16 protein-coding genes and 1 riboswitch are annotated in these 13,730 nt (G+C 73.1%); of the genes, 10 read left to right on the top strand and 6 right to left on the bottom strand.

What is annotated here, in order from left to right:
- Nucleotides 1–3: 3 nt before the first annotated feature.
- Nucleotides 4–143: riboswitch (cobalamin riboswitch) on the bottom strand.
- Nucleotides 144–291: 148 nt separating this feature from the next.
- Both OG357_RS30465 and OG357_RS30470 read right to left on the bottom strand, forming a co-directional pair.
- Entirely contained in the window at nucleotides 292–513 is a 222-nt protein-coding gene (locus tag OG357_RS30465; protein ID WP_329624186.1) for a hypothetical protein, read from the bottom strand.
- 12 nt (nucleotides 514–525) lie between these two features.
- On the bottom strand, nucleotides 526–1,797 hold the full coding sequence (locus OG357_RS30470; RefSeq protein ID WP_329624187.1) for an inorganic phosphate transporter: 1,272 nt from the start codon (nucleotides 1,795–1,797) through the stop codon (nucleotides 526–528).
- Between the two features lie 441 nt (nucleotides 1,798–2,238).
- On the opposite strand from OG357_RS30470, the gene OG357_RS30475 reads away from it, so the two are divergent.
- Nucleotides 2,239–3,366, top strand: coding sequence for an alpha/beta hydrolase (locus tag OG357_RS30475; RefSeq protein ID WP_329624188.1), 1,128 nt, complete (start codon nucleotides 2,239–2,241; stop codon nucleotides 3,364–3,366).
- Nucleotides 3,367–3,454: 88 nt separating this feature from the next.
- Nucleotides 3,455–4,888 carry a hypothetical protein gene (locus OG357_RS30480; RefSeq protein ID WP_443066756.1) on the top strand — a complete coding sequence of 478 codons (1,434 nt, stop codon included), beginning with the start codon at nucleotides 3,455–3,457 and terminating at the stop codon, nucleotides 4,886–4,888.
- A gap of 37 nt (nucleotides 4,889–4,925) precedes the next feature.
- Here the strand turns inward: OG357_RS30480 and OG357_RS30485 are convergent, their stop codons facing one another.
- On the bottom strand, nucleotides 4,926–5,327 hold the full coding sequence (locus tag OG357_RS30485; protein ID WP_329624190.1) for a VOC family protein: 402 nt from the start codon (nucleotides 5,325–5,327) through the stop codon (nucleotides 4,926–4,928).
- Nucleotides 5,328–5,395: 68 nt separating this feature from the next.
- On the bottom strand, nucleotides 5,396–6,286 hold the full coding sequence (gene ypfJ, locus OG357_RS30490; RefSeq protein ID WP_329624191.1) for a KPN_02809 family neutral zinc metallopeptidase: 891 nt from the start codon (nucleotides 6,284–6,286) through the stop codon (nucleotides 5,396–5,398).
- 275 nt (nucleotides 6,287–6,561) lie between these two features.
- On the opposite strand from ypfJ, the gene OG357_RS30495 reads away from it, so the two are divergent.
- The 3 genes from OG357_RS30495 to OG357_RS30505 all read left to right on the top strand — a co-directional run bounded on the left by OG357_RS30495 (nucleotide 6,562) and on the right by OG357_RS30505 (nucleotide 9,689).
- Nucleotides 6,562–8,160 (top strand): ABC-F family ATP-binding cassette domain-containing protein, encoded by a 1,599-nt coding sequence (locus tag OG357_RS30495; protein WP_024756250.1) that lies wholly within the window; start codon nucleotides 6,562–6,564, stop codon nucleotides 8,158–8,160.
- 375 nt (nucleotides 8,161–8,535) lie between these two features.
- On the top strand, nucleotides 8,536–8,757 hold the full coding sequence (locus OG357_RS30500) for a helix-turn-helix domain-containing protein (RefSeq protein ID WP_024756249.1): 222 nt from the start codon (nucleotides 8,536–8,538) through the stop codon (nucleotides 8,755–8,757).
- A gap of 131 nt (nucleotides 8,758–8,888) precedes the next feature.
- A complete protein-coding gene (locus OG357_RS30505; RefSeq protein WP_329624192.1) occupies nucleotides 8,889–9,689 on the top strand; it encodes an enoyl-CoA hydratase/isomerase family protein in 801 nt (266 codons plus the stop codon).
- A gap of 96 nt (nucleotides 9,690–9,785) precedes the next feature.
- Here the strand turns inward: OG357_RS30505 and OG357_RS30510 are convergent, their stop codons facing one another.
- Nucleotides 9,786–10,475: a hypothetical protein gene (locus OG357_RS30510; protein ID WP_329624193.1), complete on the bottom strand. Its 690-nt coding sequence runs from the start codon at nucleotides 10,473–10,475 to the stop codon at nucleotides 9,786–9,788.
- A gap of 93 nt (nucleotides 10,476–10,568) precedes the next feature.
- On the opposite strand from OG357_RS30510, the gene OG357_RS30515 reads away from it, so the two are divergent.
- Genes OG357_RS30515 through amaP form a run of 5 tightly spaced genes read left to right on the top strand, consistent with a single transcriptional unit; the run spans nucleotide 10,569 to nucleotide 12,916 of the window.
- Nucleotides 10,569–11,045 carry an Asp23/Gls24 family envelope stress response protein gene (locus OG357_RS30515; protein ID WP_329624194.1) on the top strand — a complete coding sequence of 159 codons (477 nt, stop codon included), beginning with the start codon at nucleotides 10,569–10,571 and terminating at the stop codon, nucleotides 11,043–11,045.
- Nucleotides 11,046–11,090: 45 nt separating this feature from the next.
- On the top strand, nucleotides 11,091–11,282 hold the full coding sequence (locus OG357_RS30520; RefSeq protein ID WP_116161682.1) for a hypothetical protein: 192 nt from the start codon (nucleotides 11,091–11,093) through the stop codon (nucleotides 11,280–11,282).
- 6 nt (nucleotides 11,283–11,288) lie between these two features.
- On the top strand, nucleotides 11,289–11,630 hold the full coding sequence (locus OG357_RS30525; protein WP_329624195.1) for an Asp23/Gls24 family envelope stress response protein: 342 nt from the start codon (nucleotides 11,289–11,291) through the stop codon (nucleotides 11,628–11,630).
- The gene (locus OG357_RS30530) at nucleotides 11,627–12,322 is read left to right on the top strand and encodes a DUF6286 domain-containing protein (RefSeq protein ID WP_329624196.1); all 696 of its coding nucleotides are present in this window, start codon (nucleotides 11,627–11,629) and stop codon (nucleotides 12,320–12,322) included. Before OG357_RS30525 ends, OG357_RS30530 begins: the two co-directional genes overlap by 4 nt.
- A 6-nt stretch (nucleotides 12,323–12,328) precedes the next feature.
- The gene (gene amaP / locus OG357_RS30535) at nucleotides 12,329–12,916 is read left to right on the top strand and encodes an alkaline shock response membrane anchor protein AmaP (protein WP_329624197.1); all 588 of its coding nucleotides are present in this window, start codon (nucleotides 12,329–12,331) and stop codon (nucleotides 12,914–12,916) included.
- A gap of 22 nt (nucleotides 12,917–12,938) precedes the next feature.
- Here the strand turns inward: amaP and OG357_RS30540 are convergent, their stop codons facing one another.
- A complete protein-coding gene (locus OG357_RS30540) occupies nucleotides 12,939–13,727 on the bottom strand; it encodes an SDR family oxidoreductase (RefSeq protein ID WP_329624198.1) in 789 nt (262 codons plus the stop codon).
- Nucleotides 13,728–13,730: the final 3 nt, after the last annotated feature.

Below are 13,730 nucleotides of genomic sequence, written 5' to 3' on the forward strand. Positions count from 1 at the left end.
GGATCGACGTGACCGGCGGCGAGAGTTCCTGACTCCCGGACCCTTCGGATCCGGTCACAGTGGCGGGACCGCGCCGGATTCGCACCGGACTTCCTCTGCTGCCGCCGTAATGGCCTCGGCAGTCCACCACGGCCCGCGAACACCCGTCAACTCACCCTTGACCTGCGACAGGTCACTGTGCGAAGCACCACAAACACGGGCCTCGGCAAGCACCACGAACACCGCGGCCGGGCGGTCCGCACCCGAAGGTGCGGACCGCCCGGCCGAAGTACTGCGGAGTGGCGAGGACCGTCAGACGACGATCAGGTAGATGCCGTAGGCCACGGCCGCCAGGCACGCGGCGAAGCAGGCGTAGGCGCCGGTCCGGGCCATCGTGGCCGAGCCGCCCTGGGCGGCGGCCTGCTCCTGCTTGGAGAGGCCGATGATGCCGAGGGTGAAGAGGCCCACGAGGGCGACGGTCGCCACGAGGCTGACTCCGAAGACGGAGCCGAGAGCTGCCCAGTCGATCTTCATGTCGTTGGTTCCTTACACCGCTGCGGCGGGGGCCGGGGGAGCGGCCGGGTCCGTGGGAACCGGCGAGGGGATGGTGGTCTTCAGGTCCTCGTCCGCGACGGCGGCGACGGAACCGGCCGGCGGCGGGGTGACGGCCGCGATCGCGGTGGTCACCACACCCGCGGGCTCGGACTCGCCGTCGAGGTCGTCGTCGGTGACGTTGTTGTGGTCGACCGGCTTGCGGCGGGACAGCGACCAGATGACGGCCGAGCCGGAGACCAGCAGGACCGCGACGGCGGCGATGCCCCAGGGGCCCTGCTTGGTGAGGAACTCGGCACCGGCGCCGACCAGGCCCGCGGCGGGCAGGGTCAGACCCCAGGCGACGAACATCCGGGTCGCGGTCGACCAGCGGACGACACCGCCCTTGCGGCCGAGGCCCGCGCCCATCACGGCACCCGAGCAGGACTGGGTGGTGGAGAGGGAGAAGCCGAGGTGCGAGGAGGCCAGGATGACCGTCGCGGCGCTGGTCTGGGCGGCGAAGCCCTGCTGCGGCTGGAGGTCGGTGAGGCCCTTGCCCATGGTGCGGATGATGCGCCAGCCGCCGAGGTAGGTGCCGAGCGCGATCGCGACGCCGGCGGCGACGATGACCCAGAGGGGCGGGTTGGAGCCGGGGGCGACGACGCCCTGGGTGACCAGGGCGAGCGTGATGATGCCCATCGTCTTCTGGGCGTCGTTGGTGCCGTGGGCGAGGGAGACGAGACCCGCGGAGGCGATCTGGCCGACCCGGTAGCCCTTGGCGGTGTGCTTCGTGTCGGTCTTGGCGCCGATCTTGTACGTCAGCCGGGTGGCCAGCATCGCGGCGAGGCCGGCGACGAGCGGCGCGGCGATGGCGGGGATGAGGACCTTGGTGACGATGGTCGGGCCGTTCACGGCCGACCAGCCGGCCGACATGACCGCGGCGCCGATGAGGCCGCCGAAGAGGGCGTGGGAGGAGCTGGACGGCAGGCCCACGAGCCAGGTCAGCAGGTTCCACAGGATGGCGCCCACGAGCGCCGCGAAGATCACTTCTGTACGAATGCCCTCTTCGTTGATGATCCCGCCGGAGATCGTCTTGGCGACCTCCACGGACAGGAACGCGCCGACGAGGTTCAGCACGGCGGACATGGCCACCGCCGTCTTGGGCTTCAGTGCACCGGTCGAGATGGTCGTGGCCATCGCGTTGGCGGTGTCGTGGAAACCGTTCGTGAAATCGAACACGAGAGCTGTCACGACCACAATGGCGAGCAGCAGCGTGATGTGTTCCATTTACCCAGGCAATCGTTTGACGTCAGTGGCTCGACGAACGTAGGCAACCTGAGTGAACGGAAGGTGAACTGGGGCGGGCGGCGTGGTGTCCCCATCCGGTGTCAAGAGATTCCGCTTAGGCCCCCGTCCGAGGGGATGTCCACGATGCGGTCGCCCTGCGACCCCGGGTAATCCGGCTCTCGCAAGGCACCGGCGGCGCGGCCCGGTTCGTCCCCCGCCGCCCCGTTCCGCCCCCTGGACCGAACCATCCGACCGGGGGACCCCGCCGAGGAGACCCATGTCACTCCCCGGGGTGCCCGACCGCACGAGCCGAGGCGCCCGCCCGTACGAGCCCGGGGTGCCCCGCCCGTACGAGCCGGGGGCGCTCCGGCCGTACGAGAGCGACACCCCGGCCGGGTCCGCCCGGTGGCAGGCCGCCCGAGACCTGCCGACACTGGGAGCGTGCGCCCGGCTACAGCGACGGCAGCGGCCGTCACCACCCTGATCGGTGTCGGTGCGGCCGCGGTAGCGGCCGGCCGGTACGCCAGCGACGTCGCCCTCAAGGCGCCGTCCGGACGACCATTCCCGGGAGACCCCAGACTCACCGTGCACGCCACGGGACCCGAACGGATCACCCTCACCCGCAGCCTCGCCTCGCTGCGCCCCGGTACGTACGGGATCGAGGCCCCCGGCCTGCACGCCGTCCTCGGCCCCGTCCTCGACCGCGTCCCGCACACCGCCGACTCCGTCGTCCGCCGCCTGGAACGGGTCGAGCTCGGCGTCCTCGGCCCCGGTGCCCGCGTCCGCCTCACTCCCCAGCTCCACGTCGGCACGCCGATCAGCGCCCTCGGGCTCGCCCACGAGGACGTCGAGATCCCCGGCGAGCTCGGCCCCCTGCCCGGCTGGCTCGTGGCCGCCCCGCGCACCACATGGGTGATCGCGCTGCACGGCCTCGGGACCACCCGCGAGCACCCCCTGAACCTCGTCCCCTTCTACAACCGCCGCAAGATCCCTGTCCTCGTCCCCGCCTACCGCGGCGACGAAGGGGCGCCCGCCTCCCCGGACGGTCTCGCCCACCTCGGCGACTCCGAGTGGCGGGACGTCGACGCCGCCATCCGCTACGCCGTCCGCCGCGGCGCCGACAAGGTCGTCCTGCACGGCTGGGGGACCGGCGCCGCGATGGCCCTGCGCGCCGCCGCCGAGTCGGGCGTACGGGACCGGATCAGGGGCCTCGTCCTCGACTCCCCGGTCCTGGACTGGGAGGCCACCGTCCGCGGCCTCGCCACGGCCCATCACGTCCCCGGCCCCCTGCTCCCGCTCGCCGTCCGCGCCGCCCAGGGCCGGACGGGCCCCCACGGGGACCGGCTCCAGGCCGCCTCGGAACCGGGCGCCCTGCGTGTCCCGGTCCTCCTCCTGCACGGCCCCGACGACATGCTCGCCCCCTGGGAGCCGTCCGTGGAGCTCGCCGCCCGCCGCCCCGATCTGGTCACCCTGCAGACGGTCCGGCACGCCCCGCACGCGGCGATGTGGAACGCCGACCCCGTCCGCTACGAAGAGGCCCTGCGCCGCTTCCTCACCCCCCTGCTCTGACGACGCACCCCCCCTGCTCCGACGGCCGTTCTGACGGGGCTGCGGATTCCGATTGGGCTTTCGGGCCGTCAGCGGGAAGACTGCCCCCGTGACGTCTCGAAAGCCCGATGAACCATTGGCGCGCAACTCCAGACTCCGACTCGTCCGCCCTCGGGCGCTGGCCACCGCCCGACGGGCCGTGACGACCCGGCGCACCCGGCCGGCGCCGCGGCCGCCCGAGGGCACTCCGCCCCGCGCGGAACTCGCCCGCCAGGCCCGGCACGTCCTCGCCGACGCCGTACGGATCGCCCGCTGGGCCGCCGTCGAGCGCGGTCCCGAATCCGCCCTCCGCACGGGCGCCGAAGCCGGCACCGCCCAGGAACGGGCCGCGGCCGCACTGGACCTGACGCCCGGCCAGATCCGGGCCGGCTGGGACCGGGCCCGGCTGGCGGGACTCGTCGAGCTCCACGGCGACACCGCCCGCCCCGGCTGGCGGCTGCACGCCTGGGACCGCGACGACTCCGCCGTCCTGCGCGGCTGGGTCGCCCTCTTCGACGCCTGGTCCCTGGTCCACCCGGCCCCCGAGGGCGTCGCGCCGAGCGCGGTCGCCGAGGTCGTCGAGGCCGTCCCGCAGGTGCTCTCCCTGCTCCAGCTCTCCCAGGGCCCGGTGCTCGTCCCGGCGCTCCTGGACCTGCTCGGCCAGCGCGTCGAGGAGCTGCGCGAGGAGCGCTGCGAGGTCCCCGTGACCGACCAGACCCCCGAGCCCGCGACGGACACCCCCGAGCTCCCCGAGACGCCTCGCGGCACGGACGGGCTCCCCGCCCTCCTCGACTGGGCACTGGAAGGCCTGGCGGCCGTCGGTGCGCTCACCCTCGACCCCGGCGCGGACGCCCGGCACGCCACCCTGACCCCCCTCGGGAACTGGGCGGTCTGGGTCAAGCTGGAGCAGATCTGCGTCGCCGCCCAGAGCCCCGCGGGCAACATCGAGCAGTCCGCCGAGGACATGCTCCGCGGCTGCGCCCGGCTCACCCCGGGACCGGCCCGCGCCGAGTACCGCGCCTGGCTCGCGGCCCGCACCCTCTCCAGCGCGGTCGCCGAGCTGCTCGCCGTCGCGAGGGGCGAGGACGCCCTCCTGCGCGGCCTCGCCTTCGAGGCGCTCCGGGTCGTCGGAGCCCCCGCCGAGGCCGAGGTCCGGGCCACCGTCGCCGAGCCCTCCCTGCGTCCGTACGCGCTGCTCTGGCTGGCGGAGTACGAGGGCGCCGACCCCGACGACGCCCAGGAGGTGCTCACCCGCGAGGAGGCGACCTGGCTCTGGGTGGACACGGCGGCGGCCGTCGCCGACCACGGCGAGAGCGAGCTGCTCGTCCGCCACCTCGAATCCGCCGTCCAGGGCACCGTCCCGGCGCTGCTCGACGAGGTCAGGGCCGTCGGCCACCCCCGGACCGTCCAGGTCCTGGTCGCCCTGGCCGCGGCCCACCCGGACCCCGCCCTGTCCAAGGCGGTCCGCAGGGCCGCCTTCCAGGTCCACACCGGCGGAGCCTGACGCGCACCGAACGACGACGCCCGGCGCCGCCGATCCGTTACTCCGCGGCGCCGGGCGTGTACGTCCCGAAGCTCCAGATGTTGCCCTCGGCGTCCCGGGCCGTGTAGTCCCGCGAGCCGTACTCCTGGTCCGTGGGCGGCAACACGATCTCGACGCCGTGGGCGACGGCCCGCGCGTGGTGCTCGTCCACGTCGTCCACGTGCACGAAGACGCCCACCGGGCCCCCGCCCGCCATCAGCTTGTCGAAGTCGCTGCCCGTGCCCTTGCTGCCGAGCATCACCATGCCGTTCCCGTACGCGAGCTCGGCGTGCGCGATCAGCCCGTCCTCGGCCTCGTACACGGCGTTCGCCGTGAAGCCGAAGCCCTCGGTGAGCAGCTTGATCGCGCCCTTCGCGTCCTCGTACGTCAGCGTCGGACAGATGTGGGGTGCCTCAGCCATCCCGATCACTTCCTCTCGATTCAGCCGAATGTGACCTGGATCTCAGTCTCTCAGTCCCCATCGACAACTCAGCGGAAGGTGTTGCACTGGGCCATGTCGCCGGTCTCGTACCCCTGGTAGAACCACTGCTGCCGCTGTGCGGCCGAGCCGTGCGTCCAGTTCTCCGGGGTCACCCGGCCCTGGAACTTCTCCTGGATCCGGTCGTCGCCCACCGCGGCCGCCGCGTCGAGACCGTCCCGGATGTCGTCGTCCGTGAGCCGGGTCAGCAGCGGTCGGCCCGTCCTGTCGTCGGGGGTGGTCGTCGCGTGCCGCGCCCACACCCCGGCGTAGCAGTCGGCCTGGAGCTCGACCCGGACGGCGTTGGAGTTCGCGCCGGTCCGCCCGTCCTGGGCGCGGCCGAGGGTCCCCATCAGGTTCTGGACGTGGTGGCCGTACTCGTGGGCCACCACGTACGCCTGGGCGAAGGGCCCGCCGCTCGACCCGAACTTCGTCCGCAGGTCGTCGAAGAAGCCCAGGTCCAGATAGACCTGGCGGTCGCCGGGGCAGTAGAAGGGTCCGACGGCCGAGGTCGCCGAGCCGCACGCGGTCCCGACCCGCTGGGTGAACATCACCGTGGCGGCGCTGCCGTAGGTCCCGCCCCGCCGCGCGTACTCGGTCCGCCAGAAGTCCTGGAGGCTGTTGACGACGGCGACGATCCGGCAGTCCTCACGGGTGTTCGCGTCCGAGCCCTTCTTGCAGGTCTGGTTCACCTGGGCCGCGGAGGACGAGGTCGCGACCGGCTCTTCGCCGCTGTCGGTGAGCCCGAGCTGGTCGGGGCCGACCCCGAAGAGCAGGCCCAGGATCAGCGCGATGAAGCCGATGATGCCGCCGCCGACCGTCGCCTTGCCGCCCGGGACGCGGCTGCTCCGGACGTCCTTGACCTCCGAGGTGTCCAGGTCGGCGTCGTCGTCGAACTGCACGGTCCACCACCCTCCGCGTCACTGCCGCGGCAGTGGCCGCCGCCCTGCGCCGAGTATCGGTCGATCTTCCATCTCTCGCCCCTTTTGAGGCGGATGGGAGAGATCGGAGGGAATGTGAGAAAGATCCGATCTCGCCATCGAACACCCGCATGGCCGAAAACCAGTTGCAGGAGGCCGTTAGACTGGCCGTATGGCCACTCTCCCCGTGCATTAGCGGCGTCGAAGCCCGTCAATAACCGTCCTTCCGCCGTTTCCCATCGCCCTGGAGTCTGTCCGTGATCACCGCCACCGGCATCGAGCTGCGCGCCGGCGCCCGCGTCCTCCTCGAGTCCGCTTCCTTCCGCGTCGCCAAGGGCGACCGCATCGGCCTCGTCGGCCGCAACGGAGCGGGCAAGACGACCCTCACCAAGTGCCTCGCGGGCGAGGGCCAGCCCGCCGCCGGCGCCATCGCCCGCTCCGGTGAGGTCGGCTACCTCCCGCAGGACCCGCGCACCGGTGACCTGGACGTCCTGGCCCGCGACCGCATCCTCTCCGCCCGCGGCCTCGACACCCTCCTCAAGAAGATGCGGGCGAACGAGGAGCGCATCGCGACCGGCTCCGGCGGCACCCGCGACAAGGCCATGCGGCAGTACGAGCGCCAGGAGACCGAGTTCCTGACCAAGGGCGGCTACGCGGCCGAGGCCGAGGCCTCCACCATCGCCGCCGCCCTCGGCCTGCCCGACCGGGTCATGGGCCAGCCGCTGCACACGCTCTCCGGCGGTCAGCGCCGTCGCGTCGAGCTCGCCCGGATCCTCTTCTCGGACGCCGACACGCTCCTCCTCGACGAGCCGACCAACCACCTCGACGCCGACTCCATCGTCTGGCTGCGCGACTACCTGAAGACCTACCGCGGTGGCTTCATCGTCATCTCCCACGACGTCGACCTCGTCGAGACCGTCGTGAACAAGGTCTTCTACCTGGACGCCAACCGCACCACGATCGACGTCTACAACATGGGCTGGAAGCTCTACCAGCAGCAGCGCGAGGCCGACGAGAAGCGCCGCAAGCGCGAGCGCCAGAACGCCGAGAAGAAGGCCGCGTCCCTCAACTCGCAGGCCGACAAGATGCGCGCCAAGGCCACCAAGACCGTCGCCGCGCAGAACATGGCCAAGCGCGCCGAGCGCCTGCTCTCCGGTCTGGAGGCCGTGCGCGCCTCCGACAAGGTCGCCAAGCTCCGCTTCCCGGACCCCGCGCCCTGCGGCAGGACGCCGCTGACCGCCGAGGGGCTCTCCAAGTCCTACGGCTCGCTCGAGATCTTCACCGACGTGGACCTCGCCATCGACAAGGGCTCCCGCGTCGTCATCCTCGGCCTCAACGGCGCGGGCAAGACGACCCTGCTGCGCCTCCTCGGCGGTGTCGAGAAGCCCGACACCGGCCAGGTCACCCCGGGCCACGGCCTCAAGCTCGGTTACTACGCCCAGGAGCACGAGACGCTCGACCCCGAGCGGACCGTCCTGGAGAACATGCGCTCCGCCGCGCCCGACCTCGACCTCGTCGCGGTCCGCAAGACCCTCGGTTCCTTCCTCTTCTCCGGCGACGACGTCGACAAGCCGGCCGGGGTGCTCTCCGGCGGCGAGAAGACCCGTCTCGCGCTCGCGACCCTGGTCGTCTCCTCGGCGAACGTGCTGCTCCTCGACGAGCCGACCAACAACCTCGACCCGGCCAGCCGCGAGGAGATCCTCGGCGCCCTGCGGACGTACAAGGGCGCGGTCGTCCTCGTCACCCACGACGAGGGCGCGGTCGAGGCGCTCGACCCGGAGCGGATCATCCTGCTCCCGGACGGCGTCGAGGACCTGTGGGGCGCGGACTACGCGGACCTGGTCGCCCTGGCCTGACCCGGCTTGCGCCCCGGAAACGCCCACAGGCGGCTTCCGGGGCCCGAAGTGATCATTCAGGGCTGGATCATTCGGCTCATGGGTGATCCTTCATCTGAGTGAGGGCGTCTCGTACACCCCGGCGCGGTGCTCTGCCGAATCCTTCCGGCAGACCCGCGCCGTACGTGTGTTCCCCCTGCGGCGTTGACCTGGCACTTCCCGCCCCGGGCGGTGCGGAGTCCGCTTTCCGCCTGTGCGGAATCAGTGCTTCCGGTCGTGACGAGGGCGTGCTCCTCCGGCAACCCGGCGGCACGGACCTTGTCGAATGGGTGGCCAGGACGGCGGGGAGGGGTGATCATGAGAAGTCCAGAGCGCACTTCCCATGAGGAGGCACGGGTGGCCGAGACTCTGAAGAAGGGCAGCCGGGTGACCGGCGCCGCGCGCGACAAGCTCGCGGCAGACCTGAAGAAGAAGTATGACTCCGGTGCGAGCATCCGGGCGCTGGCCGAGGAAACCGGCCGCTCCTACGGATTCGTCCACCGGATGCTGAGCGAGTCCGGAGTCACGCTGCGCGGACGCGGCGGAGCGACCCGGGGCAAGAAGGCAGCCTCGGTCTGAGTCATCGGGGCGGCTCGACCGGCCATCGGGTCTCCCGGTGGCCAACCCGGTCGGCCTCGCGGTCGGCCAGGTGGTTACTGTGCAGTCACTTAGCATCCTTGCAAGTGCTGCACCGGAACCGGAGGCGCCCCATGACTTCGCTCGACGACTCTGAGCTCGTATTCGACAAGGACGGTGTACGGCTCACCGTCGAGGACGCCGTTGCCACGGTGACCCTGACCAACCCGGCGAAGCGCAACGCTCAGTCTCCCGCTCTGTGGCGGGCGTTGACAGAAGCCGGCCGGTCGTTGCCCGGCAGCGTGCGGGTCGTGGTCCTGCGCGGAGAGGGAAAGTCCTTCTCCGCGGGGCTCGACCGGCAGGCGTTCACGCCCGAGGGCTTCGACGGAGAGCCGTCCTTCCTCGATCTCGCGCGCGGTTCCGACGCGGACCTCGACGCGGAGATCGCCGAGTACCAGGAGGCGTTCACCTGGTGGCGCCGTAGCGACCTCGTGTCGATCGCGGCCGTTCAGGGGCACGCCATCGGCGCGGGCTTCCAGCTCGCTCTCGCCTGCGACCTGCGGGTCGTCGCCGAGGACGTGCAGTTCGCCATGCGCGAGACGAGCCTGGGTCTCGTCCCGGACCTGACCGGGACGCACCCGCTCGTCTCGCTCGTCGGCTACGCCCGCGCGCTGGAGATCTGCGCCACCGGCCGCTTCGTCCACGCGGAGGAGGCCGAGCGCATCGGTCTCGCCAATATCGCCGTGCCCGCGGAGGAACTCGACGCGACGGTACGGGACCTCAGCGCCGCCCTGCTCGCGGCGCCGCGCGCCGCGGTCAACGAGACCAAGGCGCTCCTCCAGGCTGCCGCCGGCCGCTCGTACGAGGAGCAGCGCACCGCCGAGCGCGCCGCGCAGGCCCGCCGCCTGCGCGACCTCGTCGGCCTCGGCGACTGACGCTCCCCGCCGAGCGCGCCGCGCAGGCCCGCCGCCTGCGCGACCTCGCCGGCCTCGGCGACTGACGCTCCCCGCCGGGGGCTTCTACCGCGGCACCTACCGCAGCTCCGAGATCAGCACCGTGACCGCCGTCGCCTCCTGGGTGGCGGCGGTCACGGCGTTCCGCACGGCGCGGGCCACGTCCAGGGGACGGTGGCCAGCCGTCACCGCCAGCTCGACCCGCACCCGGCCGGAGGCCCGGTGGACGGGCGGGCCCAGCGCGTCCGTCACGCCCGCCACGCCCTCGACCCGCAGGGCCGCCAGCGCGGCGGGATCGTCCGTCGCGGGGGAGGGTCGCCCGGGTGGGGGAGCGGCCGGGCCGGAAATCTCCGGGGCCGCGTCGAGCAGCTCCGTCACCCGCAGGTCCACCGCGGCCACCACGAGCCCGAGCGCGTCCTCGGCCGCCGAGATCAGGGCCGCACGCAGCTCGGCGGAGAGCTCCGGAAGGGGCCGCCCGGCCACCGCCCCGAAATCCGCCGAGATCCGCAGCGGCCCCGGCGGCAGCCCGCCCGGCGGCACCGGAAGGGCCTCCGTATCCGTATCCGCTTCCGTATTCGCTTCTGTATCCGGCCCGATGCGGAGCTCGCCCGGCGCGACCCCCCGTACGGCCGCCGCGACCCCGTCGAGAACCGTCCGCACCGCGCGCTCCGTGATCCAGGCCCCGTCCTCCGGCGCCCCGAGCGGCAGCAGCCTGCCCGGCGCGAGCCGGTCGCGTACCGCCGCCGTCCAACCCTCAGCCGTCGTCATTGCCCCAGCCTGCCGTATCCCTGGGGCGGGACGGGGCAGCCGCCCTTAGTGTGGGCGAAGAACCCCGAAATATCCCAGAAGGGGCGAAATGCGATGACGGATTCCACGCACTCCGGTGACACCACGACCGACGAACCGCGCCGGACCTCCGTGACCAAACGCGGCGGCGGCGCCCCGGCTTCCCGGGGCCGGACCACGATCGCCGACGGCGTCGTGGAGAAGATCGCCGGCCTCGCCGCGCGCGATGTGGTCGGCGTCCATGCCATGGGCAGCGGCCTCTCCCGCACCTTCGGCGCCGTCCGCGACCGCGTACCCGGCGGGGGCGGCGGCAAGTCGAGCGTCACCCGAGGGGTGAAGGCCGAGGTCGGCGAGGTGCAGACCGCGCTCGACCTGGAGATCGTCGTCGACTACGGCGTCTCCATCGCCGATGTCGCAGGCGACGTACGGGAGAACGTCATCGCCGCCGTGGAGCGGATGACCGGCCTCGAGGTCGTCGAGGTCAACATCGCGGTCAGCGATGTGAAGCTCCCGGACGAGGAGGAGGAAGAGCCGGAGCAGAGGCTCCAGTAGCCGTCGGCGGCGCGTCCGTCGAACAGGCCTCGAAAGGGGACAGGAATGAGCATGGCAGTGGTCGGCCTGGTGGCCGGCATGGCCCTGGGCTTCGCCGGGTACTTCGGCGGCTTCGGGGCGTTTCTGCTGGTCGCAGCCCTGGGCGCGATCGGCTTCGTGGCCGGGCGCTTCCTCGACGGCGACCTCGAAGCAGGCGACCTGTTCCGGGGCCGCGAACGCGGCGACCGGCGGCGGTGACCCGGGGTGGCAGACCCGGTACGTGACCGCGGGGCGACCACGATCGCCGACCGGGTCGTCGCGAAGATCGCCTCCCAGGCCGCGCGGGAGGCGCTGGACGCCGTCCCCGAGGGCGGCTCGGCACCGCACGCCTCGGTCGTCGTCCACCGGGACGTCGCCCGGGTCTCGGTGAGCCTCGAACTCGCCTACCCGACCGACATCGGCCGCCAGTGCGGGGCCGTCCGGGGCCGGGTTCGCAGCCGCGTGGAGAACCTCGTGGGCATGGAGGTCCACGAGGTCGCCGTCCACGTGGAACGCCTCCACTCCACGCACACGCGCCACACCACCCCGAGGGGCCGCCTCTCATGACCACCACCCCGGACCCGCCCCCGGACCCGGACGCGCCCCTCGACAAGGCCGCGCCCCCCCATGGGGCCTCGGCCTCCGACGGGCCCTCGGCCTCCGACGGTGCCGGGCCTCCCGACTCCGTGCCCGTTCTTCCCGGTGCCGCGGGGCCGCGCGTGCGCCGCTTCTGGGCGGTGCGGCGTATCCCCGCCGCCGCCCTCGCGGCCGTCGTGCTCGGCGGGGCGGGGCTGTTGCTGTACGACGTGGCGGCCGTCCGGGCCGAGCGGTCCGCCATGGCCTGGCGGCACGAGCTCGCCGACGCGCTCGCGAGCAAACCCCTCGACACCGCAGCGGTCCTCATCGGCGCCGCCGTCGCCGTCCTGCTCGGCGTCTGGCTGCTGATCCTGGCCGCCACCCCCGGACTGCGCGCCGTCCTCCCCATGCGCCGCGAACACGTCGACGTACGGGCCGGGCTCGACCGTGAGGCCGCCGCCCTCGCCCTGCGCGACCGCGCCATGGAGGTCTCCGGCGTCCAGTCCGTCCGGGTCCGCGTGGGCCGGGCCAAGGTGGGCGTCCGCGCCGTCTCGCACTTCCGGGTGCTCGACGAGGTCCGCACCGATGTGGAGAGCGTCCTCGCCACCGGCGTCGACGAGCTCGGCCTCGCCCACGCGCCCGCGCTGACCGTACGAGTGACCCGACCACCCAGGAAGGGGTGAACCCCGGTGACGGTCGTCCTCCGACGCGTCAACCGCGTCCTGCTCGGTCTCGCCGGGCTGCTCCTCGTCCTCGGCGGCGGCGCCGTCCTCGCGGCCGGCCTCGACCTGTCCGTACCGTCCTGGTGGCCCTGGTCCGGCCCCTCCGACGTCCTGCTCTCCGCCGCGGACCGGCAGCGGTGGCGCGACGAGAGCTGGTGGTGGCCGGTGGTCATCGCGGGCCTCGGGCTCGTCGTCCTGCTCGCCCTGTGGTGGCTGCTCGTCCAGTTCCGGCGGGCCCGGCTCCGCGAGGTCCTCGTCGACACCGGCGACGGCGAGGAGGCGATCCTGCGCGGCCGGTCCCTGGAGGCCGTCCTGGAGGCGGACGCCGCCGCCCAGGAGGGCGTCTCCAAGGCCCGGGTCCACCTCACGGGCCGCCGCGCCACCCCCCGGACCCGCGTCGCGCTCCTCCTGGAGCCGTACGCCTCCCCGGGAGACGCCCTCAACACCCTCAGCACCGAGGCCCTCGCGCACGCCCGTACGTCCACGGGGCTCCCCGCACTGCCCACGGAGGCCCGTCTGCGGGCCGTGAAGCACCGCGCCCGCCGGGTCACCTGAGCCGCAGCGAGGACGCGACGGCTCAGAAGCCGCCGCGCGCCCCGCCGTCCACCGGGAGCATCAGCCCCGTCAGGTACGAGGCGGCCGGCGACAGCAGGAAGGCCGCCGTGCGCCCGAACTCCTCCGGGGTGCCGTAGCGGCGCAGCGGGATCGCGGCCTCGTTCGCCGCGCGGGCCGCGTCCGCGTCGCCGGAGAGCGCGTCGAGGGAGCGGACCCGGTCCGTGTCGATCCGGCTCGGGAGCAGCCCGACGACCCGGACCCCGCGCGGGCCCAGGTCGTTGGCGAGGGACTTGGCGAAGCCGGCGAGCCCGGGCCGCAGTCCGTTCGAGATGGTCAGGCCAGGGATCGGCTCATGGACGGAACCGGACAGGACGAAGCCGATCACCCCGCCCTCGGTGAGCGTCTCCGCCGCCGCGCGGGCCAGCCGTACGGCCCCGAGGAAGACGGTGTCGAAGGCCGCCGCCCACTGCTCGTCGGTGTTGTCGGCGGCGAAGCCGGGCGCCGGGCCGCCGACGCTGATCAGGATGCCGTCGAAGCCGCCGAAACGTGCCCGCGCCTCGGCGATCAGCCGGGCCGGGGTCCCCGGGTCGGCGTTGTCGGAGGCGACACCGGCGACCCGGCCCGCGCCCCCACCCTCACCCGCACTCGTGCCCGCACCCAGCTCGGCCACGGCGTCGGCGACGGTCTTCTCCTCGCGCCCGGTGATCAGCACCTTCGCGCCCTCGGCGAGCAGCGCCTCGGCCGAGGCCCGGCCGAGCCCCCGCGTCGCGCCGGTCACCACGTACACACGGTCCTTCAGTCCAAGATCCATGGA

The organism is Streptomyces sp. NBC_01255 (genome assembly GCF_036226445.1).
Taxonomy (GTDB): domain Bacteria; phylum Actinomycetota; class Actinomycetes; order Streptomycetales; family Streptomycetaceae; genus Streptomyces.